This is a genomic window from Micromonospora sp. NPDC005707 (assembly GCF_040631005.1).
Classification (GTDB): Bacteria; Actinomycetota; Actinomycetes; order Mycobacteriales; family Micromonosporaceae; genus Micromonospora.
The window spans coordinates 241,137-264,868 of sequence record NZ_JBEXYR010000008.1 but is presented as its reverse complement, the minus strand read 5'-3'; the positions used below and the strand labels follow the sequence as shown (position 1 = coordinate 264,868).

At 72.3% G+C, this 23,732-nt stretch carries 20 protein-coding genes; 9 read left to right on the top strand and 11 right to left on the bottom strand.

Annotated elements, in window-relative coordinates:
* Positions 1 to 76: 76 nt before the first annotated feature.
* Together ABZ452_RS18660 and ABZ452_RS18655 are read left to right on the top strand one after the other, a co-directional pair.
* Complete coding sequence (locus ABZ452_RS18660) at positions 77 to 1,390, top strand: PLP-dependent aminotransferase family protein (RefSeq protein ID WP_355054527.1); 1,314 nt, start codon at positions 77 to 79, stop codon at positions 1,388 to 1,390.
* Between the two features lie 7 nt (positions 1,391 to 1,397).
* Positions 1,398 to 2,396: a D-alanine--D-alanine ligase gene (locus ABZ452_RS18655; protein WP_357944159.1), complete on the top strand. Its 999-nt coding sequence runs from the start codon at positions 1,398 to 1,400 to the stop codon at positions 2,394 to 2,396.
* A gap of 2 nt (positions 2,397 to 2,398) precedes the next feature.
* Here ABZ452_RS18655 and ABZ452_RS18650 read toward each other — a convergent pair whose 3' ends face one another.
* From ABZ452_RS18650 to rpmH, 9 genes are all read right to left on the bottom strand, one after another.
* Positions 2,399 to 3,349 carry a hypothetical protein gene (locus tag ABZ452_RS18650; protein ID WP_357944157.1) on the bottom strand — a complete coding sequence of 317 codons (951 nt, stop codon included), beginning with the start codon at positions 3,347 to 3,349 and terminating at the stop codon, positions 2,399 to 2,401.
* 2,792 nt (positions 3,350 to 6,141) lie between these two features.
* Complete coding sequence (locus ABZ452_RS18645; protein WP_357944155.1) at positions 6,142 to 7,197, bottom strand: ParB/RepB/Spo0J family partition protein; 1,056 nt, start codon at positions 7,195 to 7,197, stop codon at positions 6,142 to 6,144.
* Between the two features lie 27 nt (positions 7,198 to 7,224).
* A complete protein-coding gene (locus ABZ452_RS18640; protein ID WP_357944153.1) occupies positions 7,225 to 8,589 on the bottom strand; it encodes an AAA family ATPase in 1,365 nt (454 codons plus the stop codon).
* A gap of 248 nt (positions 8,590 to 8,837) precedes the next feature.
* Positions 8,838 to 9,617 carry a 16S rRNA (guanine(527)-N(7))-methyltransferase RsmG gene (rsmG, locus tag ABZ452_RS18635; RefSeq protein ID WP_357944599.1) on the bottom strand — a complete coding sequence of 260 codons (780 nt, stop codon included), beginning with the start codon at positions 9,615 to 9,617 and terminating at the stop codon, positions 8,838 to 8,840.
* A gap of 425 nt (positions 9,618 to 10,042) precedes the next feature.
* Complete coding sequence (locus ABZ452_RS18630; RefSeq protein WP_357944151.1) at positions 10,043 to 10,627, bottom strand: R3H domain-containing nucleic acid-binding protein; 585 nt, start codon at positions 10,625 to 10,627, stop codon at positions 10,043 to 10,045.
* A 217-nt stretch (positions 10,628 to 10,844) separates the two neighbouring features.
* Entirely contained in the window at positions 10,845 to 11,846 is a 1,002-nt protein-coding gene (yidC, locus tag ABZ452_RS18625; protein ID WP_357944149.1) for a membrane protein insertase YidC, read from the bottom strand.
* Positions 11,847 to 12,086, bottom strand: coding sequence for a membrane protein insertion efficiency factor YidD (yidD, locus tag ABZ452_RS18620; RefSeq protein ID WP_357944596.1), 240 nt, complete (start codon positions 12,084 to 12,086; stop codon positions 11,847 to 11,849).
* 41 nt (positions 12,087 to 12,127) lie between these two features.
* A complete protein-coding gene (rnpA, locus tag ABZ452_RS18615) occupies positions 12,128 to 12,541 on the bottom strand; it encodes a ribonuclease P protein component (RefSeq protein WP_357944147.1) in 414 nt (137 codons plus the stop codon).
* A gap of 34 nt (positions 12,542 to 12,575) precedes the next feature.
* Entirely contained in the window at positions 12,576 to 12,713 is a 138-nt protein-coding gene (gene rpmH, locus ABZ452_RS18610; RefSeq protein ID WP_089002791.1) for a 50S ribosomal protein L34, read from the bottom strand.
* 628 nt (positions 12,714 to 13,341) lie between these two features.
* On the opposite strand from rpmH, the gene dnaA reads away from it, so the two are divergent.
* From dnaA to ABZ452_RS18585, 5 genes are all read left to right on the top strand, one after another.
* On the top strand, positions 13,342 to 15,180 hold the full coding sequence (gene dnaA / locus ABZ452_RS18605; protein WP_357944145.1) for a chromosomal replication initiator protein DnaA: 1,839 nt from the start codon (positions 13,342 to 13,344) through the stop codon (positions 15,178 to 15,180).
* Between the two features lie 760 nt (positions 15,181 to 15,940).
* Entirely contained in the window at positions 15,941 to 17,074 is a 1,134-nt protein-coding gene (gene dnaN / locus ABZ452_RS18600) for a DNA polymerase III subunit beta (RefSeq protein ID WP_148429202.1), read from the top strand.
* A gap of 40 nt (positions 17,075 to 17,114) precedes the next feature.
* Positions 17,115 to 17,987, top strand: coding sequence for a phosphogluconate dehydrogenase (NAD(+)-dependent, decarboxylating) (gene gnd / locus ABZ452_RS18595; protein ID WP_357944143.1), 873 nt, complete (start codon positions 17,115 to 17,117; stop codon positions 17,985 to 17,987).
* A gap of 16 nt (positions 17,988 to 18,003) precedes the next feature.
* Positions 18,004 to 19,137: a DNA replication/repair protein RecF gene (gene recF, locus ABZ452_RS18590; protein ID WP_357944141.1), complete on the top strand. Its 1,134-nt coding sequence runs from the start codon at positions 18,004 to 18,006 to the stop codon at positions 19,135 to 19,137.
* Between the two features lie 94 nt (positions 19,138 to 19,231).
* Positions 19,232 to 19,741, top strand: a complete 510-nt coding sequence (locus ABZ452_RS18585; protein WP_357944593.1) for a DciA family protein — start codon at positions 19,232 to 19,234, stop codon at positions 19,739 to 19,741.
* A gap of 3 nt (positions 19,742 to 19,744) precedes the next feature.
* On the opposite strand, the gene ABZ452_RS18580 is transcribed toward ABZ452_RS18585, so the two are convergent.
* Positions 19,745 to 19,975 carry a hypothetical protein gene (locus tag ABZ452_RS18580; protein WP_357944139.1) on the bottom strand — a complete coding sequence of 77 codons (231 nt, stop codon included), beginning with the start codon at positions 19,973 to 19,975 and terminating at the stop codon, positions 19,745 to 19,747.
* A 99-nt stretch (positions 19,976 to 20,074) separates the two neighbouring features.
* Between ABZ452_RS18580 and ABZ452_RS18575 the strand changes: the two genes are divergently transcribed.
* Complete coding sequence (locus tag ABZ452_RS18575) at positions 20,075 to 20,569, top strand: MarR family transcriptional regulator (RefSeq protein WP_357944136.1); 495 nt, start codon at positions 20,075 to 20,077, stop codon at positions 20,567 to 20,569.
* Here the strand turns inward: ABZ452_RS18575 and ABZ452_RS18570 are convergent.
* On the bottom strand, positions 20,554 to 21,108 hold the full coding sequence (locus tag ABZ452_RS18570) for a hypothetical protein (protein WP_357944134.1): 555 nt from the start codon (positions 21,106 to 21,108) through the stop codon (positions 20,554 to 20,556). The genes ABZ452_RS18575 and ABZ452_RS18570 overlap by 16 nt on opposite strands.
* A gap of 581 nt (positions 21,109 to 21,689) precedes the next feature.
* Here ABZ452_RS18570 and gyrB point away from each other — a divergent pair.
* On the top strand, positions 21,690 to 23,636 hold the full coding sequence (gene gyrB, locus ABZ452_RS18565) for a DNA topoisomerase (ATP-hydrolyzing) subunit B (RefSeq protein WP_357944132.1): 1,947 nt from the start codon (positions 21,690 to 21,692) through the stop codon (positions 23,634 to 23,636).
* The last annotated feature ends 96 nt before the right edge of the window (positions 23,637 to 23,732 follow it).

Sequence of the window (23,732 nt, the reverse complement as noted above, 5' to 3'; positions counted from 1 at the left end):
CGCGCCGCCATGGTTGTCGGCATCGCGGGTACCACACCGGGCGGCAGCCCCGCCGACACCCGATCGAGGTGATGTCATGACCGGCACGACGCTCGACGACTACACCGACCGGTACGCCCGGCGGGTCCGGGGGATGACGGCCTCCGAGATCCGGGCACTCTTCGCGGTGGCCAGCCGGCCGGAGGTGGTCTCGCTCGCCGGTGGGGCGCCCTACATCGCGGCGCTGCCGCTCGACGCGGTGGGCGAGATGCTCGGCCGGCTCGGCGCCGAGCACGGCGCCACCACCCTGCAGTACGGCATCGGCCAGGGCACCCCGGAGCTGCGTGAGCGGATCTGCGAGGTGATGGCGCTGTCCGGGATCGACGCGTCGTGCGGCGCCTCGCCCGAGGACGTGGTGGTCACCGTCGGCGGGCAGCAGGCCCTCGACCTGGTGGCCCGGCTCTTCCTGGACCCGGGTGACGTGGTGCTCGCCGAGGGCCCGACCTACGTCGGCGCACTCGGGGTGTTCCAGGCCGCCCAGGCCCAGGTGGCGCACGTGCCGATGGACGCCGAGGGGCTGATCCCGGAGGCGCTGGAGGCGGCCATCGCCGACCTGGCCCGGGCCGGCCGGCGCGTGAAGTTCCTCTACACCATCCCGACCTACCAGAACCCGACCGGCGTGACGCTGAGCGAGGAGCGGCGTGAGCGGGTGCTCGACATCTGCGAGCGCGCCGGGCTGCTGGTGGTCGAGGACGACCCGTACGGTCAGCTCGGTTTCGAGGGCGAGGCGCCCGCGCCGCTGCGGGCCCGGCGGCGCGACGGGGTGTTCTACCTGAGCACCTTCTCCAAGACCTTCGCGCCCGGCCTGCGGGTGGGCTGGATCCTCGCCCCGCACGCGGTCCGCGACAAGCTGGTCATCGCCAGCGAGGCGCAGATCCTCTGCCCCAGCGGCTACGCGCAGGCCGCCGTCTCGACCTACCTGGGCACCATGCCCTGGCGGGAGCAGCTCAAGGTCTACCGCGAGGTCTACCGTGAGCGCCGGGACGCCCTGCTCGACGCGCTCGCGGACCTGATGCCGGAGGGCACCACCTGGACCACCCCGGCCGGCGGTCTCTTCGTCTGGGCGACCCTGCCGGACGGCCTCGACTCCAAGGCGATGATGCCGCGGGCGGTCGCCGCCCGGGTCGCCTACGTGCCGGGCACCGGGTTCTACGCCGACGGGACCGGCGCCGGCAACATGCGGCTCAACTTCTCGTTCCCGCCGCCGGAGCGGATCCGCGAGGGCGTCCGCCGGCTGGCCGGCGTGATGGAGCAGGAGATCGCCATGCGCAAGGTCTTCGGCGCGGTCGGCGGGGCGGGTCCGCGGCGCCGGCAGGGCGGCTCGGACGCGCCCGGTCCCGACTTGGCATGATTCCCGCATGTCCGTCAGCCCTGCCGCGCACACTCCCGTGACCGGATCCGCCGCCACCGACGAGCTGCACGTGCTGGTGCTCGCCGGCGGGCTCTCCTACGAGCGGGACGTCTCGCTCCGGTCCGGCCGGCGGGTCCTCGACGCGCTGCGCGCGGTCGGCGTGGAGGCCGAGCTGCGGGACGCCGACGTGGCGCTACTGCCCGCCCTGGCCGCCGACCCGCCGGACGCCGTGGTGATCGCCCTGCACGGCGCCACCGGCGAGGACGGCTCGCTGCGGGGTGTGCTCGACCTCTGTGGCGTGCCCTACGTCGGCTGCGACGCCCGCGCGTCCCGGCTCGCCTGGGACAAGCCCTCGGCCAAGGCGGTGCTGCGCGAGGCGGGAATCCCGACGCCCGACTGGGTGGCGCTGCCGCACGACCGCTTCTCGGAACTGGGCGCGGTGGCCGTCCTGGACCGGATCGTCGACCGGCTGGGCCTGCCGCTGATGGTCAAGCCCGCGCAGGGCGGCTCCGGACTGGGCGCCGCCGTGGTCCGGGACGCCACGTCGCTGCCGGCCGCCATGGTCGGCTGTTTCGCGTACGACCAGACGGCGCTGGTGGAACGCTACGTGCCCGGGATGGACGTGGCGGTCTCCGTCCTGGACCTGGGTGAGGGCCCGCAGGCCCTGCCCCCCGTCGAGATCGTGCCCCGCAACGGCGTCTACGACTACGCGGCCCGCTACACCGCTGGCCGCACCACCTGGCACGCACCGGCCCGGCTCGACCCGGAGACGACCCAGCGGGTGACCCAGGTGGCGCTCGCCGCGCACGCCGCGCTCGGCCTCCGCGACCTCTCCCGCGTCGACCTGATCGTCGACGCGGACGGGCAGCCGCACGTGCTGGAGGTCAACGTCTCCCCGGGGATGACCGAGACCTCCCTGCTGCCGCTGGCCGTCCAGGCGGCCGGTCTGGACTTCGGGCGGGCGCTCGGCACCCTGGTGAGCCGCGCCGCCGCCCGCCGCCCCTGACGTCAGGCCGACTCGGTCGCCCGCCGCGGTTGCTCGGCCTGCTCCGGCGCCGCCCCCTGCTCCGGCACCTCGGGCTGTCCCGTGGCCCCCTGCTTCGGGTGCGCGGTCTGTTCCGGCGTGCCCGGCTGCTCCGGGTGCGCGGCCTGTTCCGGCGTGCCCGGCCGCCCCGGGTGCGCGGCCTGTTCCGGCGTACCCGGCTGTCCCGGGGGCGCGACCTGTTCCGGCGTGGCCGGCCGCTCCGGCGCCTCGGGCGTGGGTTCCTCCGCGGCTTCGGCCTCCGGGATCTCATCCGCAGCCTCGATCACCGAAGCGGTCTCCTCGTCGGGATCCTCCGCCGCCGCGGCGGTCGACGTGGCGGTGAGGCTCGACGGCGCCTGCCACTGGATGCGCGGCGGCTCGGCGAGCGGCCGGCCACCGAACTCGGCCAGCCACGCGGCAACCATCGCCAGGTTCTCCCGCCACTGCGCCTCGGAGATCGGCGGCAGGATCGAATCCCACAGGGACAGGAACGTGCCGCGCAGTTGCAGCCGCCCGTAGGGCCGGGCGAGGAACCACATGTGCAGGTGCGCCGAGCCGTCACCCCAGCGGTTCACGTGCACCCGGGCCACGCCGTCCAGCGACCGGATCGCCCGCTCCAGGCGCACGGTCATGACGCCCAGCTCGGCGGCGAGCAGGTTCGGCAGGTCACCGAGGTCGAGGTGCGACCGGGACTCCAGGATCAACACCATCGGCAGGCCGGTGGGCCGGTCCATCGCCCGGACCCGCCATCGTTCACCCACCCAGATGTACGCCTCGTCCGGCGCGTTGCAGGCGGTGCACTCCCGATTCCCCTCGCCGCGGCGGGGAGGCTCGACCGGCACCGGCTCGTCGAGCTGCTTGACGTGGAGATCGCCTTCGAAGGGAAATGAGGGCCACTGGGTGAAGTCCGGGACTGAGGGAGGGGTGTCCTGCACGACGCTGACCCTAACCGAGTTGGCGACGCCTGTCCCTACCTGACCGCCGGGCCGCTGAGCGTTCCTCGTCGATCCACAACGGGTTGTCCACCGCGTTGTCCACAGGCCGCTGAGATCACCAGCACAGCGCGTCATCCACTGCTCAGCAAGGGTTTCGGCGCGGTGTTTCACATGAAACGGGGAGGGCCTGTGGAAAACGGCTGTGGATAACGGGGGTGGTCGTCCTTGGGTCCCTGGGGTGCCTCGATCCATCCTTCCCAACGAGCGAGCCGGCGATCGGCACCGGGCGGATCCGGTGGTTCCCAAGGTCCTCTTTCAAGGGGGCGCGCGAGGAGCCGGTCGACGGCTGGCGGTCGTGTTCCACGTGAAACGGCGGCGTTAGGCGCGAGCAGAATTTGGCGGCGGGAGGGTCAGTGCCTAGCCGCGAGGACTGTTGCGGCTTCCGGTTCCCGGCTTCGGTATCCGGATCCGTTTGCCGGTTCCGTTGCCGGCTGGCTCGGACCGGTTTCACGTGAAACGGCCTTGGCGCGCACGAGCCCGCCGGGGCGTGGCCCGTGGGCGGCGGGCGTAGCCCATGGGCGGCGAGGCGACCGCGCTGTTGGGGTCGTTGCCGCAATGGGGGGCGGTGCCGGATGCGTCGTGAAGCCACCGAGCTGACCGCTCCGCCACTGATGCAGGGCGGCGCCGGGTCAGGACCGCGTCAACCGTTTCACGTGAAACGGCGGCACCGGGACACGTCGTCGAGATTCGCGGACCCCTTCCGAGGCCTCGCCACGGCGGCGGGTCAGGCGGGGCTCCGGCGCCCAGCCATGGCGACGGGTTACATGGGGCTCCGGTCGAGGCTTGGGGCTGGCTCGGTGGTACCCGGGGGACGTGACCGAGCGCTCGGCCCTCGCGGACCGTTTCACGTGAAACACCGAGGGGGCGACGGCTCTTCGACGCTGGGAGCGGCTGCGAAGCGTCCTGGGCGAAGCGGTCGAGGCGCGGGCGCGCCGCACGGAGCCCTTGGTCGACCGGCAGGGTTTGCGCCGGGCCGACCGCCGTGTCTTTCGCCATCGGCGGCGAGGGCCGGCGCTTCCGCTCCGCTGGGCGGTCAGGACGAGTCGCCACCCGAGCACTGCGTCAGGCCACCCCGTCCGGGCGGTCAGCACGAGTCGCCACCCGAACACCGCGTCAGGCCGCCCCGTCCGTGGGCGTTCCCCTGAGCCGGCCGGCTCGGCGGCCTTGGATGCCCCGGAGCCCCAACCACCGTGGCGACGGAAGGCGGCGAATGTTGCGGACCACCGTGGCGAAGAAGGCGGCCAATGTTGCGGGCAAACAGAGAGCCAACCGACGGACGCGACTCAAGCTTCGTGTGTCTGGAGCGGCAGGTGTTCCGGGGGCGGTCGGCCTGCCAGGGGATCCGGTCCCGACGCGGGGCCAAGCAACGGTGCGGCCAACCAGTTGACGGCGACCGGCACCAGCCGGCTCAGCGCGCCCTCTGAGCCGCTGATAGGCAGCGGCCAGTGCCCCTCGGGCGGCAAGGACGGTGCCGATCGCGCCAGCCCGCTCGGCGACCGGCATCAGCTGGCCGGCGGCGATCCGGCCGCCTCGCACTGGCCTCGCACTGGCCTCGCACTGGCCTCGCACTGGCCTCGCCCTGGCCTCGTTGCCGGCCGAGGACCGTCGGCAAGGGCCGAGCGTTGAGGCGGCGGACCGTCGGCAAGGGCCGAGCGTTGAGGCGGCGGAACGTCGGGCCACGCAGGAACGTCGAAGGCAACCTGGCCGGGGACCGAGCCAGACGGCTTACGCCGCGCCGGTTCGGGACCTCCGCGCCCAGCAGGGACACCACGAGGCGTGGCGACACCTCCAGGGCGGGGCGGGCCGGGTGCCGAGGCGGCCCGGGCGGGCCGAGGGCGGGAGACATCTCTCCGGGAGGGCGGGCACTCCCCACGCAGTCCTCTCCGGGAAAGGCAGGCACTCCGCACGCCGTCTCTCCGAGGAGACAGGCGCTCCTCACGCCGCCGTTTCACGTGAAACACCTCCGCCGGCGGGGCAAGCAAAGTGTGCACGGCGGCTGCCGAGGTCCGCATGCTGCACACCGACGTCGCCCGAGCGGATGGCCGGCCTCTGTGAGGGCCACCGCTAGAAACCGGCGACGGTGGTGGCGGCGGTTTCGCGACCCCCAAGCCAGACCGGCGACACCACCTCAAGAACCAGGGCGGGCCGGCGATGAGGACGACTGGAAACGACGACGAGGCCGCGGACCACAGCGCAGCAACCTCGTAGGCAATGCGGCTTCCAAGCTCGCTGCCGAGGCGAGCGCCCTCACGAGGCCGTGAGCGTTGAGGACGGCCCACCCAGCCCCAACCACCCACGGAGGCGCCCGTCCCGCCCTGAGGCCCGTCAGGCCCCGCACAGATGCCCTCCCGCTCCTCCCCGGAGATGATCCGCGCAGGCGGCCGCCGTGGACACCGACAGCCGTCGACCGGGTGGCAGCCGACGCAGGTCGCACATCATCTCGCATCTCCCCGGCGCAGCCGCTCCTGCGTCCGGAGCAGCTCGCGAAACCGGGGAAGCCACGCAGCGAGCCGATCGGGCGGGTCGCCAGGGTCCAACCCCGGTGACGGGCGTCAGAATCCAGCAAGCCCGAACCAAAGCGGCACGCCCCCGCACCACCGACCCGCACCACCGACCCGCACCACCGACCCCAATTGGCCAGGCCCGAGCACCGGCAGCCGCCCAGCCCCCGGAAACGACTCGGCCGCGTCGCCCCCACAGGGACCACGCGGCCGAGGCCGACAGCCGGCTACTCACTCCCCGGGCTGCTCCTCCTGCCCGACGCCGATGATTCCGACGATCCGCTCCAGGTCGTCGACGGTCGCGAACTCGATCGTGATCTTGCCCTTGCTCCGGCCGATGTCGACCTTCACCCGGGTGTCGAAGCGGTCGGAGAGCCGGTCGGCGAGGTCCGTGAGCGCGGGCGCGTGCGGCTTCGGCCGGCGCTTGGCGGCCGGGGTCTTCGCCGGGCCGTCGGCGAGCGCCAGGGCCACCAGTTCCTCGGTGGCGCGTACGGAGATGCCTTCGGCGACGATGCGCTTGGCGAGCTGCTCCTGCGCCTCGGAGTCGTCGAGGCTGAGCAGGGCGCGGGCGTGGCCGGCGGAGAGCACCCCGGCGGCGACCCGGCGCTGCACCTGGGCCGGCAGATTCATCAGCCGGATGGTGTTGGAGATCTGCGGCCGGCTCCGGCCGATCCGGCGGGCCAGTTCCTCGTGGGTCGCGCCGAACTCCTCCAGCAGTTGCTGGTACGCGGCCGCCTCTTCGAGCGGGTTGAGGTTGGCGCGGTGGATGTTCTCCAGCAGCGCGTCCCGGAGCATCGCGTCGTCCTTGGTGTCCCGGACGATGGCGGGGATGCTCTCCCGGCCGACCGCCTGGGCCGCGCGCCAGCGCCGCTCGCCCATGACGAGTTCGTACTTCTCGCTGTCGAGCTGGCGGACGACGATCGGCTGGAGGAAGCCCACCTCCTGGATCGAGGTCTTCAGCTCCTCCAGCGCCTCCTCGTCGAAGACGTGCCGGGGCTGCTTCGGGTTGGGCACGATGCTGTCGACCGGGATCTCGGCGAAGCGGGCTCCGGGGACCGGGCTCAGTTGCGGCTCGGGCTCGGGGTCCGGGGTCGCCCGGGTGGCCACGTCGCCGGCGCCGAGGGCTCCGGTCACGGCCGCCGCCGCACCGCCGGCCGGGGTCGCCGGGACGGCTGCCGCCGTACCGTTCTCGGGTTCGGCGGCCGCCGGGCTGCTGCCCGGCACGGGCCCGGTGGGGATGAGGGCACCGAGCCCCCGGCCCAGACCGCCGCGAGGACGGTTCTTCATGCGACGCCTCCCAGCGACTTCTCCGTGCTACGCATTACGGCTCACCGGCTCCTTGACGCCTCGCTCGGCAATCTCCTGAGCGGCCTCGAAGTAGCTCGTGGCCCCCCGCGAACCGGGATCGTAGGTCATCACCGACTGCCCGTAGCTGGGCGCCTCGGAGACCCGCACGTTACGGGGGATGACGGCCTCGAGCACCTTGTCCCCGAAGTGGTTCCGGACGTCCTGCTCCACCGCGTCGGCCAGCCGGGTACGCCGGTCGTACATGGTCAGCAGGATCGTCGACACCTCCAGCTTCGGGTTGAGGTGCTGCCGGACCAGATTGATGTTCTGGATCAGCTGGTTGAGGCCCTCCAGCGCGTAGTACTCGCACTGGATCGGGATCAGCACCTCCTGCGCGGCGACCAGCGCGTTGACGGTCAGCAGGCCGAGCGAGGGCGGGCAGTCGATGAAGACGTAGTCGAAGTGCCCCGGGTACCCGGCGATGGCCCGGGCCAGCCGGGACTCCCGGGCGACGACCGAGACCAGCTCGATCTCGGCGCCCGCCAGGTCGATGGTGGCCGGCACGCACCACAGGTTCGGGATGCCCTCGACGGCCTGGGCCACCTCCTCCAGCGGCACGCTGTCGATGAGGCAGTCGTAGACGTCGGGCACCCCGGTGTGGTGCGGCACGTTGAGCCCGGTGGAGGCATTGCCCTGCGGGTCGAGGTCGACGACCAGCACCCGGTTGCCGTGCAGGGCGAGCGCCACTGCCAGGTTGACCGTGGTGGTGGTCTTGCCGACGCCGCCCTTCTGGTTGGCGACGCACATCACCCGGGTCCGTTCAGGGCGGGGCATGCTGACCTCACCACTGGGATTCAGGATCTGCACGGCGCGCATAGCCTCCATAGCCAACGGTGGGTCATCCTCTTCGCGCGTCGGGGTTTCACGTGAAACGTACGTGCTCGCCGGGGGTTCGGCAGCGTAGCCGGCATCGGGTGGCGTGTCGGAAGGAGCCGCGGTCGCGGCCACCTCCGGCGCGGACTCGGGGGTGGGCTGCTGCGGCACGACCACCACCGGCGGCTGCGGCTCGTAGCGCGCGGGTACCGCGGCGTTCCCGCGTACCGGGGCCGGACGCGGGGTGGGCGCGTTCGCCGGGCCGCCGTTCGGATCGTGCGGGTCCCGCGCCGGCGGGACGTTCGCCGGTACGGACGACGTCGGCCGCACGGCGCCGACCGGGGGCGCGTCCCGCCGCACCACCGGTTCACAGTCCGGGGGCCGCGTGGACGGGTCATGCGGCTCGCCGCTCGGCGGCCAGCCCTGGGAGTTGGTTTCACGTGAAACGGGGCCGGTGGCAGAGGGTCGTCCGCCTGGCCCGGTCACCCGTGACTCGTCGTACCTGCCGTCGTCATGCACCTGTCATCCCTGCCCGCTCCGGATGGTCGGTCCGCACCCGTCATTCAGGCCCCCGCGCTCGCCGCGCGGTGTCACCGGCCCGGTGGGAACGGTCGGGTTCGGGTGCCGCCCGGCACCGCCGCTCCACACTATCGGCGCGCGGCCAGCCTACGGCCGACGGGCGCAGCGGGTCCACGTCGGGTTCTGGTCGATCAGCTCACGCCCAGCCGGTCCAACGACCGATCGGGTGCCCGCAAAGCCGTGCCGCGTCAGCGGTCCCGGCCCTGGGCGCCGCGGCGACGGCCGCCCCGCGAGCGCTTCGGCGCCTTCTTCCGGGCCGGGCCGACCATCCGCTCGCGGACCACCTCGATCACCGTCGCCGGGGGGTCGATCACGTCAACCCCGCACCGGTGCAGCTCCGGCTCGCCGCCGCCGAGCCGGGCCACCGCCGCGGCGTGCTCGGCGATCTCCTCGGCGGCGGAGGCGCCCTTGAGGGCCACAAGCCGGCCGCCGGGCACCGCCAGCGGCAGGCACCAACCGGCGAGCCGGTCCAGTGGGGCCACCGCGCGCGCGGTGACGATGTCGGCGGTCAGCGGCTGCCGGTCCCGGGAACCGACTGCGGCCTCCTCGGCGCGTCCACGAAACACCCGGACCGACTTGGTCAGCCCCAGCTGCTGCACCGCCTCGATGAGGAAGGCGGTGCGCCGGGCGAGCGGCTCGACCAGGGTCACGGTGAGGTCGGGCCGTGCGATCGCCAGCACCAGGCCGGGCAGGCCGGCCCCGGAGCCGACGTCGATGAGGCTGGCGCCCTCCGGGATCCGCTCGGCCATCGCCGCGCAGTTGAGCAGGTGACGGTCCCAGAGCCGCGGCGTCTCGCGGGGGCCGATGAGGCCGCGCACCACGCCGTCGGTGGCCAGCAGTTCGGCGTACGCGGCGGCCAGGTCGAGCCGGTCGCCGAAGAGGGTACGGGCGGCCTCCGCCAGCTCGGGCGGCAACGTCGCTTCGCCAGGGGCCGGCTGGACCCCGGAGGGCTGGCCTTCACTGTCCACTTGGGACGGTGCAGATCCGCTCCGATCGTCGGAGGGACCGTCGTCCAGGTCGGGGCCGGCGGGGGCCGGCTCGGCGAACACCGGGTCGACCGCGCCTCCCGGGGCCGGGGCCTCCGTCGGCGCCGACGGCTCGGGCCGCCCGTCGGGTGCGGCGGAGAAGGCCGGCGTCACACCATCGGCGGGATCGGCTCCCGCGACGGGCTGCGCGGCCGCCGGAGCCGGCTCACCCGAGAGGTCCGGCTCACCCGAGAACATCGGGTCGACCGGGGCCGCGGGCGGGACCGGTGTGGACGGGTGTGCCGGGGCGTCGCCCCCGGAGAAGACCGGGTCGACGGCCGGATCGGTGTGGACAGGCGACGGCCCGGGCGGGTTGCCGCCCGGGCCGGTCACGGCACCCGCCGTCGTCTTGTCGGAGGCCACCTACGTCAGTCCGTCACCGGCCGGACGACGATCCGGCGGTTCGGCTCGACGCCCTCGGACTCGCTCTCCACACCGCTCATCGCGTTGACCACGTCGTGCACGCACTTGCGCTCGAACGCGGACATCGGCTCCAGGCGCACCGCCTCACCGTGCTCCTTCACCTTCTCCACCGCGTTCTTGGCGACGGCGGCCAGCTCCTTGCGCCGGGCGGCGCGGTAGCCGCCGACGTCGAGCAGCAGGCGGCTCGGCGAACCGGTCTGCCGGAACACCGCCAGCCGGGCCAGCTCCTGGAGCGCCTCCAGGGTGGCGCCGCGCTGACCGACCAGGTTCTGCAGGCGGCCGCCGACCACCTCGACGACCGGGCGTCCGCCGGAGACCAGCTCGTCGATGTCGCCGTCGTAGTCGAGGATGTCGAGCAGCCCCTCGACGTAGTCGGCGGCGATCTCGCTCTGCCGGAACAGGTCGCTGTCGGCCGGTGCCTTCTTCTCCCGGCCCTCGGCCTGGGTGTCCTCGGCCTCCTCCGTGGTGGCGGCCGGCGCAGTCTCCTCGTCCAGGGACTGGTCCGCGCTGGGGATGCTGGTGTCGGTCACGGTCTCATCTCCGTACTCGCTCGGCCGGACCGTCGGGTCCGCTGGTCTCCCGGGGGCCGGCGGGAGGTTCGCCGGTGCCCTCGGGCAGGTCTGTACGGGCCAGTTTCGCCCGTGACCGCGCTCCGCGCGGCGGTTCCGGTCCGGCGCCGACTCCTCGGGTGGCAGCTCGGGGACCGGAACGGGCCGCCACCGGTGTCCGGCGGCGGCCCGGTGGGGCTCAGCCCTGTCGCTTGGCGGGCCGGCCGCTGCCCTTCTTCGGGTTGACCGGCTTGGCGCCGGGCTTCGGGCCGGCCACCTTCGGGGCGGCGGCGGGGGCCTTGACGGCCGGCTGGGCGGTCTTGCGGCCGAGCAGGCCACCGATCTTGGCCGGCTGGGCGGCGGCCTTGCCCGCGGCGGCCTTGCCGGCGGTGCTGCTCTTCTGCGGCACCAGCGGCGGGAACTTCCGCAGCACCCACTGCTGCTGGCCGAGGGTGAAGAGGTTGTTGGTGACCCAGTAGATGATCACACCGATCGGGAAGATCGAGCCCGAGACGAGCAGCGAGACCGGGATGCCGTACAGCATCAGGCGCTGGACCATCCGCTGCTGCGGGTCCTCGGCCCAGCCGGTCTTGAGGATCATCTGCCGGCTGGTCAGGTAGGTGGTGGCGATCATGATCAGGACCAGGATGCCGGCGACGATCTTGACCGTCGTGCTGTTCGCGCCCAGGTTGGCCAGCTCGTCGGCCGTGGAGCCGAACCGGCCCGAGATCGGAGCGGTGAAGAGCTTCGCGCTGGAGGCGCTGTTGAACTGCTCGACGGTCCAGCCGTACAGGGTCTTGCCCTGGTTGTCCGGGTTGAGCCGCTTGAGCGTGTGGAACAGGCCGAGGAAGACCGGGATCTGGAGGAACATCGGAAGGCAGCCCATGAGCGGGTTGGCCTTTTCCTTCCGGTAGAGCTCCATCATCTCCTTCTGGAGCGTCTCCCGGTCACCCTTGTGCTTCTCCTGCAGCTCCTTGACCTTGGGCTGGAGCGCCTGCATGGCCCGCTGAGACTTGATCTGCTTGACGAAGACCGGGAACAGGATCACCCGGACCGTGACCACCAGGAAGATGATGGACAGGATCCAGGCCCAGTTCGTGCCGATCACGGCCCCGACCGGAACCCCGATGGCGTCCCAGGCCGAGTGCCAGGTCAGCAGGATCCACGAGATCGCGTAGTAGATCCAGTCGAGACTAAACACTCAGGCTCCAGTCACGTCGGCACGGCGGCGGTCGCCCGGCTCCGGCACCGGGTCGTGTCCACCAGGATGGAAGGGGTGGCAGCGCGACAGCCGCCGGACCGTCAACCAGGCTCCCCGCAGCGCACCGTGCCGGGTCACCGCCTCGACGGCGTAGGCACTGCACGACGGGTAGAACCGGCAGCGGGCCGGCAGCGCCGGACTTATCCACCGACGGTACGCGATGATGGGCGCCAGCAGCATGCGGGCACCGGTTGTGGGCCGCGGCGCGGCGGTGTGTTCGGTCACCGGGACCGCCGGCCCCGAGGGGAGCGAGCGGCGGCGAGGGCGGCGTCCAGGTCGGCACCGAGCCGGGCGTACGACGCCTGGGCGGCCGGCGGCAGTGCGCGTACCACCAGGGTGCTGCCGGCGGGCAGACCGGCCAGCCGCTCGCGGACCAGGTGGCGGAGCCGGCGCCGGACCGTGTTCCGGACCACGGCGTTGCCGACGGCCTTGGACACGACGAAGCCGGCGCGGCTCGGTGCGGAGGTCTCCGCACCGCTGCTCCGCGCCGGCTCCGGCGAGGTTGTCGCGGTGGATCCGGTCTGCTCGGAGAGGGTCAGGTGCACCACGACGGCGCCGCGGCCGACACGTCGGCCACCCCGGACCGCTGCGGCGAAGTCATTACTCCGCCGCAGTCGCTGCGCGGCGGCCAGCACGACTGCCCACGTCCCCGGACCGGACCGGTCGGCCTCAGGCCGACAGGCGGGCGCGGCCCTTGCTGCGACGGGTCGAGAGGATGGCACGGCCGGCACGGGTGCGCATGCGCAGCCGGAAGCCGTGGGTCTTCGCGCGCCGGCGGTTGTTCGGCTGGTAGGTGCGCTTGCTCACGTCAGGCTCTCCGTTGTCGTACGCCCCGCGCGGGGGATCGCCCGGGGTCGTGTGGTGGTCCAGGCCACCTCGACGGTGGCCTCCGATCGGTGCTGCCCGGCGGCGTGGGACCCCGGCGGAGCGGGGAGGTGACCGCGGACAGCAAGCACCCATCACCCTAGCAGAGGGCGTGAGAGCAGCCGTTCCAGCCTACGCAGGGGGGCAATGACCGTCAAACCTCGCACCCCGGCCGCGACCAGCGCCGGAAGCGCGACCGAAGGGGCGGTTTTCACTGATGTTGACAAGGCTGCCCCGGTGTCGACGGTTGATGGCGTGGGGTCCGCGCTGTTAGCGTGCCCGATTGCGGTCAGCGTCGGGGGTCCGGGACGACGGCTCCAGGTCGCCGCGCGGCGTCAGACGCGCCGAGCTGGAGTGTCGGTTGTCGCTGACCGGCAAGACCGGACAAGGTAGTGAATCGTTCGGCACGGTGAACCCGCTTCAGTGCCTCCGGGAATCAGGGGGCAGGTCCGACCCGCGTCCGGTGGGCGGCCACAATCGGTCGGTACACACAGGCTGTGGATAACTTGTGGATGACGACCGGTCAGCCGTCCGGGCGGGCGTGAGGAGAGGCGAGGGGGGTGGCACGACGGTGACCGGAGCGACCGACCTTGCCGCGGTGTGGGCGGCGACGACCGACGAACTCGCCGACGAGATCATCTCCGCGCAGCAGCGGGCGTACCTCCGGCTGACCCGGCTGCGCGCGATCGTCGAGGACACCGCACTGCTCTCCGTGCCCGACGCCTTCACCCGGGACGTGATCGAGTCCCGTCTCCGCCCGGCCATCACCGAGGCGTTGAGCCGCCGGCTCGGCCGGCCCATCCAGGTGGCCGTCACGGTGCGCGTCGCGGAGGACCCGGGTGGCCGCCCGGCCGGCACCGTCTACCGCAGCAACCCGGAGCCGGCCGTCGGCCCCGCCGCCCCACCGGATCTGCTCACCGGTTTCGACCAGCCCGGCCCCGCCGACGCCGCGCCCGGCTTCCCCGAGCTGGGTTTCCCCCCGGCCCGGCCGGAGGCCCCGGCGTACGCCGATCCGCGTCCGGAGCCGCCCGCCGACGAGCCGGCCCCGCGGCAGCGCACCGCCGACGGCGTCCGGCCGCAACTCATCCCGGCCAGCCGCGACGGGCAGGACACGCTGTTCAGCGCCGCCTTCGCCGAGCCGCTGCGTGCCACCCCCGAGCACCGGGGCTTCGACGATCGGCCCCGGGTCGAACCGGCCGCCCCCGACGCCGGGGGCTACGAGCCCCGCTACCGGGAGGCGCCCGGCCCGGCCGACGCCCCGCCGATGCGCGGCCTGCCCCGCGACGGCGCCACGGACAGCGGCCCCGGCCGCGGCGGCCCGGACCACCACCGCCCGGGCGGCCAGGCCGACCGGCGGATGCCCGGCGGGGCGGAGAGCGGTGGGAACCGGCTCAACCCGAAGTACATGTTCGAGACGTTCGTCATCGGCTCGTCGAACCGCTTCGCCCACGCGGCGAGCGTCGCGGTGGCCGAGTCGCCGGCGAAGGCGTACAACCCGCTCTTCATCTACGGCAGCTCCGGGCTGGGCAAGACCCACCTGCTGCACGCCATCGGGCACTACGCCACGACGCTGGGCAACGCCCGCTCGGTCCGGTACGTCTCGACCGAGGAGTTCACCAACGACTTCATCAACTCGCTGCGCGACGACAAGACGAGCGCGTTCCAGCGCCGCTACCGGGACGTGGACATCCTCCTGATCGACGACATCCAGTTCCTGGAGAACCGGGAGCGGACCCAGGAGGAGTTCTTCCACACCTTCAACACGCTGCACAACGCCAACAAGCAGATCGTGATCACCTCCGACCGCTCGCCCAAGCAGCTGGCGACGCTGGAGGACCGGCTGCGGACCCGGTTCGAGTGGGGGCTGCTCGCCGACATCCAGCCGCCGGACCTGGAGACCCGGATCGCGATCCTGCAGAAGAAGGCGGCGCAGGAGCGGCTGTACGCCCCGCCGGACGTGCTGGAGTTCATCGCCTCCCGGGTGTCGAACTCGATCCGGGAACTCGAGGGGGCGCTGATCCGGGTCACCGCGTTCGCCAGCCTCACCCGCTCGTCGGTGGAGCTGTCGCTGGCCGAGGAGGTGCTGCGGGACTTCATCCCGGACGGCGCCGGCCCGGAGATCACCGCCGACCAGATCATGGTCTCGACCGCGGACTACTTCGGCGTGAGCCTGGAGGATCTGCGTGGCCACTCCCGGTCCCGCGTGCTGGTCAACGCCCGTCAGGTGGCCATGTACCTGTGCCGCGAGCTGACCGACCTGTCGCTGCCCCGGATCGGGCAGGCGTTCGGCGGCCGGGACCACACCACCGTCATGCACGCCGACCGGAAGATCCGCCAGCAGATGGCCGAGCGGCGCTCGCTCTACAACCAGATCGCCGAGCTGACCAACCGGATCAAGCAGACCACCTGATCCGTACGCCGACGCGACGCCCGGCCGGGCTCACCGGCCGGGCTTTTTCGTGCCTGTGGAGATGCGGAGCTTGACCCTCGACCCGGTTCAGGGCCCACGATCGGTGTCGTGTTCATCCACACCCCGACCCGGTTGTCCACACCCCCTGTTCCACAGACGGTGGAAAACCACGCTCGGTCTCCGCCCGGTTACCCACAGACTGTGGACAACCCCTGGGGACGAGGCTGTGGACGCCTGGGGACAACGGTCACGTTGTCCACCGACGACGGTCCGCCTGTGGGCGGCCTGTTGAAGGTTCTGGGGATGACGGCCGTCGACGCCGCCGGCGCTGTCCACAACACTGGGGAGAAACCCGGTGGATTAGCGGTGGACAACCGGTGGACAGCCGTGGATAACCCGGCGGCTGGCGGCGGCTGTGGACTCAGACACGGGTTGTACCCCTGGTTCTCCACAGCGAAACCACCGGTGGATAACCTGTCTGACCTGGGCGGACGCCGGTTCTCCACAGTTTGCACAGGTGCGATGAAGACGATGAGTTATCTCTTCTAAACAACAAAAACCAATCATCACCGTTGGACTTCCTGTGGATCGGGCCGGAGCACTGCCGCCGGCAGTCACCCGGGCACCTGGATCCACGGGGTCGGGCGCACAGCCGATGCCCACGCGCCCTAAGGTGCGAGGGGAACCCGCACGGTCGGGCGGGACGGGTGGCAGCGGTCGGCATGAGAGAGTTGTCGCTGACGTCGACGCGGAGGCATTGATGAAGTTCCGAGTGGAGCGCGACGCGCTCGCCGAGGCGGTCGCGTGGACCGCCAAGAGCCTGCCCAACCGACCTTCCGTGCCGGTGCTGGCCGGGGTGATGCTCCGCGTCACCGACGGCAACCTGCAGGTCTCCGGCTTCGACTACGAGGTCTCCAGCCAGGTCACCGTCGAGGTGCAGGGTGACGCCGACGGGGCCGCCCTGGTCTCCGGCCGGCTGCTCGCCGAGATCACCAAGGCGCTCCCGGCCAAGCCGGTGGACATCGCCGCCGTCGGCGCGCACCTGGAGCTGGTGTGCGGCAGCGCCCGGTTCACCCTGCCGACCATGCCGGTCGAGGACTACCCGACCCTGCCGGAGATGCCGGAGAGCGCCGGCACCGTCGACGCGGCCGCCTTCGCCGCCGCCGTCGCCCAGGTTGCCGTGGCCGCCGGGCGGGACGAGACGCTGCCGATGATGACCGGCGTCCGGATCGAGCTCTCCGGCAGCACGCTGGCGATGCTCGCCACCGACCGCTACCGCCTGGCCCTGCGCGAGATGGAGTGGAACCCGGACGACCCGGAGATCAGCCTCAACGCGCTGGTGCCCGCCCGGACCCTGCACGACACCGCCAAGGCCCTCGGCCCGCTCGGCGGCCACGTGACCATGGCGCTCTCCCAGGGCGGTGCCGGCGAGGGCATGATCGGTTTCTCGGGCGGCACCCGCCGGACCACCAGCCGGCTGCTCGACGGGGCCAACTACCCGCCGGTGCGCTCGCTCTTCCCGGCGAGCCACAACGCCGAGGCCCGCGTCCCGGTCGCCACGCTCATCGAGGTGGTCAAGCGCGTGGCGCTGGTCGCCGAGCGCACCACCCCGGTGCTGCTCAGCTTCAGCTCCGACGGCCTGGTGGTCGAGGCCGGCGGCACCGAGGAGGCCCGGGCCAGCGAGGCCATGGAGGCGACCTTCACGGGCGACCCGCTGACCATCGGCTTCAACCCGCAGTACCTGATCGACGGCCTGACCAACCTGGGCGCCCAGCACGCCCAGCTGGCGTTCGTCGACGCCTTCAAGCCTGCGGTGATTTCCCCCGCCGGCGAGGATGGCGAGGTCATCCCCGGGTACCGGTACCTCATCATGCCGATCCGCGTGTCCCGCTGATCGCCGGCAGCACGATCCAGACGTACGGAGGTAGGAGCAGATGCAGCTCGGCCTGGTAGGACTCGGCCGGATGGGCGGCAACATGCGCGAGCGGTTGCGCGCCGCCGGTCACGAGGTGGTCGGTTACGACCGCAACGCGGAGCTGAGCGACGTCGCGAGCCTCGCGGAGCTGGCCGAGAAGCTGGAATCGCCCCGCGCGGTCTGGGTGATGGTCCCGGCCGGCGTCACCGACGCCACCATCGACGAGCTCGCCGGCGTCCTCGGCGAGGGCGACATCATCATCGACGGCGGCAACTCCCGGTTCAGCGACGACGCCCCGCGCGCCGAGCGCCTCAACGAGCAGGGCATCGGCTACATCGACGTCGGCGTCTCCGGCGGCGTCTGGGGCAAGCAGAACGGGTACGCCCTGATGGTCGGCGGCGCCCAGGAGCACGTCGGGCGGCTCATGCCGATCTTCGAGGCGCTCAAGCCCGAGGGCGAGTTCGGCTTCGTGCACGCCGGCCCGGTCGGCGCCGGCCACTACGCCAAGATGGTGCACAACGGCATCGAGTACGGCCTCATGCACGCCTACGCCGAGGGCTACGAGCTGCTGGCCGCCTCCGAGCTGGTGACCAACGTGCCGGGTGTCTTCAAGTCCTGGCGCGAGGGCACCGTGGTCCGGTCCTGGCTGCTCGACCTGCTCGACCGGGCACTCGACGAGGACCCGGAGCTCACCGAGCTGAGCGGTTACACCGAGGACACCGGCGAGGGCCGCTGGACGGTCGACGAGGCGGTGCGGCTCGCCGTGCCGCTGAACGTCATCACCGCCTCGCTGTTCGCCCGGTTCGCCTCCCGGCAGGACGACTCGCCCGCCATGAAGGCCGTCGCCGCGCTGCGCCAGCAGTTCGGTGGGCACGCCGTCCGCAAGCGCTGACCGGCGTCCACAGCCTGTGTACGTCCGCCGGCTCGAACTTGTCGACTTCCGCTCGTACGAGCGGGTCGGCGTCGACCTGGAGCCGGGGCCGAACGTGCTGGTCGGCGCGAACGGCGTCGGCAAGACCAACCTGGTCGAGGCGTTGGGCTACGTGGCGACCCTGGACTCGCACCGGGTCGCCACGGACGCCCCACTGGTCCGGATGGGCGCCAGCTCGGCGGTGATCCGCTGCGCGGTGGTGCACGAGGGCCGGGAGCTCCTGATCGAGCTGGAGATCGTCCCGGGCAAGGCCAACCGGGCCCGGCTGGGTCGCTCCCCGGCCCGCCGCGCCCGGGACGTGCTGGGCGCGCTGCGGCTGGTGCTCTTCGCCCCGGAGGACCTGGAACTCGTCCGCGGGGATCCGGCCGAGCGCCGCCGCTACCTGGACGACCTGCTGGTCACCCGCCAGCCCCGGTACGCCGGGGTCCGCGCCGACTACGAGCGGGTGGTCAAGCAGCGCAACGCGCTGCTGCGGACGGCGTACCTGGCCCGGAAGACGGGCGGCTCGCGGGGCGGGGACCTGTCCACCCTCGCGGTCTGGGACACGCACCTGGCGCACCACGGCGCGGAGCTGCTCGCCGGCCGGCTGGAGCTGGTCGCCGCCCTGACCCCGCACGTGGCGAAGGCGTACGACGCGGTGGCGGCGGGCCGGGGTGCGGCGGGGATCGCGTACCGGCCGTCGGTGGAGCTGCCCGAGTCGACCACCGACCGGGCGGCCCTGGTCGAGGCGCTCGGCGCCGCGCTGACCGCGAGCCGGTCGGCGGAGATCGAGCGGGGCACCACGCTGGTCGGCCCGCACCGGGACGATCTGGCGCTGACCCTCGGCCCGCTGCCCGCCAAGGGCTACGCCAGCCACGGCGAGTCCTGGTCCTACGCGCTGGCGCTGCGGCTGGCCGGCTACGACCTGCTGCGCGCGGACGGGATCGAGCCGGTGCTGGTGCTGGACGACGTCTTCGCCGAGCTGGACGCCGGCCGGCGGGAGCGGCTGGCCGAGCTGGTCGGCGGTGCGAGCCAGCTCCTGGTGACCTGCGCGGTCGACGACGACGTGCCGGCGACCCTGCGGGGTACCCGGTACGCGGTGGGCGAGGGGACGGTACGCCGTGTCGGATGAGGTGGAACTCCCGCCCGCACGGCTGGGGCCGGGACGCGGTGGGCGTACGCCGGAGGGGCCGGAAGCGAAGCCGGGCGGCGAGGCCGGCGCGGACCTGCCGGAGGGGACGTCCGGGCCGGAGCTGGCCCGGGCGGTGCTGGACGCGGCGAAGGCCCGCCGGCAGGCGGCGGGCGGTACGCGGCGGCGCGGCGCGGTTCGTGGCGACGGCGAGAAGCGGCTGCGCGGCTATTCCGGCCCGGGTCCGGACCCGCGGGACCCGCAGCCGCTCGGCGCGGTGCTGGACAAGCTGGTCAAGGCGCGCGGCTGGCAGCAGCCGGCGGCCGAGGCGACGGTCTTCGGCGCCTGGGAGCGGGTGGTCGGTCCGGAGGTGGCGCAGCACAGCCGCCCGGTGAAGCTGGAGAACGGCGAGCTGACCGTGGAGGCCCGCTCGACGGCCTGGGCCACCCAGCTGCGGCTGCTCGCCGGCTCGCTGCTCAAGCAGATCGCCAGCGAGGTGGGCCACAACGTGGTGCGCAAGCTGCACATCCACGGCCCGGCGGCGCCGTCCTGGTCGCGTGGCCCGCGCCGGGTGCGGGGGCGGGGGCCGCGCGACACCTACGGCTGACCGTCACCGGTCGCCGCGGCGTGCCTCCCGCTGGGCGCGCTTGAGCTCCCGCTGTTCGCGGCTCCACTGCTTGCGCCGCTCCAGGTCCTGCTTCCAGGCCTCGCGGGCCAGCCGGGAACCGCCCTGCACGGCGCCCTGCACCTGGGACGGGCCGGCCAGGTTCTGGAACACCCAGCCCAGCAGGCGACCGCCCTTGCCGGAAGCGTCGCCCACCTGCTGCTCGTCGCCGCTCATCCGCCCGACCTCTCCTCGCCGACCACGTACGATTGGTGTGCCAATAATTGGTACACCAATCGTTGCTACCATCGCAACGACCGGACGAGGAGGACGAGGGTGGCCGACCGGCTCGAAGGCGATCCCCTGGCGCTGGAGCAGCAGGTGTGCTTCGCGCTCTCCGTCGCCGCGCGCGGCGTCGTCGCGGTCTACCGCCCGCTGTTGGAGCCCATGGGGCTCACCCACCCGCAGTACCTGGTCATGCTGGCGCTCTGGCAGCACGCGCCGCTGTCGGTCCGGGAGCTGAGCCGGCTGCTCCAGCTCGACCCGGGCACCCTGTCACCGCTGCTCAAGCGGCTCGAAGCCGCCGGCTACGTGCGGCGGGAGCGCGACGCGTCGGACGAGCGCAGCCTGGCCGTCTCGCTCACCGCCAGCGGGCGGGCGCTCCGGGCACAGGCCGAGCGGATCCCGCCGGCGATCGTGCAGCGGCTCGGCCTGCCGCTGGCGGACCTGCGGCACCTGCACACGGTGCTCACCGAGGTGATCGCGGCGGCCAACCGGGCCACGACGGCCGGGCCCGGCGAGGCCGGGCAGCCGGGTCAGGCGTCGGCATAGACCGCGAAGCCGCGCTCGGCGCAGCGCCGGTAGAAGGCGGCGAGAACGCTCAGCTCGGCGCAGGTGAAGTTCCACTGCGGCGGCTCGCCGCTCTCGTCGCGCAGCTTGTCCAGCCGGCTGTCCAGCCAGCGGAGCTGCTGCTCGGCCAGGCGCCCGTCGCCGAGCAGCGAGCGCAGCACCTCGCTCACCGACTCGAAGGTGACCGCCTCGCCGAAGGGCCGGTGCCGGGCCACGAACTTCTCCACGCCCTCGGCGATCCAGGAGCAGCCGTCCGGGTCGATCACCGGGTCCTCGTCCTCGGCGGAGTTCTCCGTGGCGTACAGCACATTTTCCAGACCGAGGATGAGGTCGACGAGTTCGGTGTACGCCGTCGCCCGCACCGTGCCGGTCTTCGCGATCAGCTCGGCGAGCGCGGCGGTCGGCGCCGAGATGCGTGGCATGTCCACGATCTCGCTGAAGTCGACGAACTCGGCCGGCGCGACCGGATCGTAGAAGCGGCCGGTCCGCGGCCAGTGCACCGCGACGTTGTCCAGCCCCATCTGGCGTCACCTCTCAGCAAGCACGTTGTCCGACCGATCGGGTCGATCGTCCCGGTTCCGGCCGCGAAAGATCAAGACCGCAGGTGGCGGCGCCGCAAAAGGTACGGCACGTCCGGTCCCGCCGCGACCCCCGGTCGGTCACCCGCCGCCACCGATCCGGTGCCGGCCGCGCCCTCGATCAGGGCGACGACGACTTCAGCCCGGCACGTCTGACGCCGTGCCGCGACCGGAAGCCGCCGGAGCCGTGTAGGGGGAGTCGTGGATAGCGCGGTTCGGCCCCCTACGGCAATCTCAGCCGCCCCGGAGGGGGTGCCGAGTGGCGGTTTGGTCGGCTGCGCAGAGTAAGATTGACGACGAGACGAAAGACCCGACACGGAGCGACGGACAGGGGCCCCAGGGCCCTTGATCATTGTCCCGCATCGGGTCGAGCCGATCGCGATCCGCGGGCATCCGCGGCGACCGGCGTACGCGATCCGTGACCTGGAGATCCGGGGACCGGTTTGTGCGCGCCGACGTCGCGTCCTGTCCGCCGAACCCGCGCCCCGCGCCCTGGCGCGGCCGGTGCGAGAAAGTGGCCGAGGGTGGCAGCGGAGGACAACAAGAAGTACGGCGCCGAGTCGATCACCGTTCTCGAGGGCCTGGAGGCGGTCCGGAAGCGGCCCGGTATGTACATCGGGTCCACCGGTGAACGCGGTCTGCACCACCTCGTGTGGGAGGTCGTCGACAACGCTGTGGACGAGGCGCTGGCCGGCTACTGCGACACCATCGACGTGGTGCTGCTGGCCGACGGCGGCGTCCGGGTCACCGACAACGGTCGTGGCTTCCCGGTCGACCTCCACCCGAAGCTCAAGAAGCCGGGTGTCGAGGTCGCGCTGACCGTGCTGCACGCGGGCGGCAAGTTCGACGGGAAGGCGTACGCGGTCTCCGGCGGCCTGCACGGCGTCGGCGTCTCGGTGGTGAACGCGCTCTCCACCCGGATGGCCGTGGAGATCCACAAGGACGGCTTCGTCTGGCGGCAGCAGTACCACAACTCCAAGCCCACCCCGCTGGAGAAGGGCGAGACGACCGACCGGAGCGGCTCGGCGGTCTCCTTCTGGCCCGACCCCGACGTGTTCGAGACGGTCGACCTCGACTTCCAGACCATCTACCGGCGCCTGCAGGAGATGGCCTTCCTCAACCGGGGCCTCACCATCCACCTGCTCGACGAGCGGGTCTCCGATGGTGAGGAGGGCAAGCAGCGCGAGGTCACCTTCCTCTACAAGGGCGGCATCGCCGACTTCGTCCGGCACCTCAACGCCTCCAAGAACCCGATCCACAAGACGGTGGTCGAGTTCGGCGCCGAGGAGGAGGGCATGTCGGTCGAGATCGCCATGCAGTGGAACGAGTCGTACGGCGAGTCGGTCTACACCTTCGCCAACACGATCAACACCCACGAGGGCGGCACCCACGAGGAGGGCTTCCGGGCCGCGCTGACCAGCGTGGTCAACCGCTACGGCGCGGACAAGAAGCTGCTCAAGGGCGACGAGAAGCTCTCCGGCGAGGACATCCGCGAGGGCCTGGCCGCGATCATCTCGGTCAAGCTGGCCAACCCGCAGTTCGAGGGCCAGACCAAGACCAAGCTCGGCAACACCCCAGTGAAGAGCTTCGTGCAGCGGGTCTGCAACGAGTGGCTGGTCGACTGGTTCGACCGGAACCCGGCCGAGGCCAAGACCATCATCACCAAGGCGTCCCAGGCGGCGCGGGCCCGGATCGCCGCCCAGCAGGCGCGCAAGCTGGCCCGGCGCAAGTCGCTGCTGGAGTCCGGCTCGATGCCGGGCAAGCTGGCCGACTGCCAGTCGACCGACCCGCGTGAGTCCGAGGTGTTCATCGTCGAGGGTGACTCCGCCGGCGGCTCGGCCAAACAGGGGCGCGACCCGCGTACCCAGGCGATCCTGCCGATCCGCGGCAAGATCCTCAACGTGGAGAAGGCCCGGATCGACCGGGTGCTCAAGAACAACGAGGTCCAGGCGCTCATCACCGCGCTGGGCACCGGCATCCACGACGACTTCGACATCGAGAAGCTGCGCTACCACAAGATCGTGCTGATGGCCGACGCCGACGTCGACGGCCAGCACATCCAGACGCTGCTGCTCACCCTGCTGTTCCGCTTCATGCGGCCGCTGGTCGAGCTGGGGCACGTCTACCTGGCCGCCCCGCCGCTCTACAAGATCAAGTGGAACAAGAAGGGCGACGACGCGCAGTACGCGTACTCGGACCGGGAACGGGACGGGCTGATCGCGCTGCGCCAGCAGAAGAAGGCCAACGCCCGGCCGGACGACATCCAGCGGTTCAAGGGTCTCGGCGAGATGAACTATCCCGAGCTGTGGGAGACCACGATGAACCCGGCCACCCGCACCCTGCGCCAGGTGACGCTCGACGACGCCGCAACCGCCGACGAGCTGTTCAGCGTCCTGATGGGTGAGGACGTCGAGGCACGCCGTTCGTTCATCCAGCGCAACGCCAAGGACGTGCGGTTCCTGGACATCTGACGGACCGCGCCGGGCCGGCCGGAGATCCACCGGCCGGCCCGGCGGTCCACAGAGTTATCCACAGTCTGGCCGGTATCCACAGACGTTATCCACAGC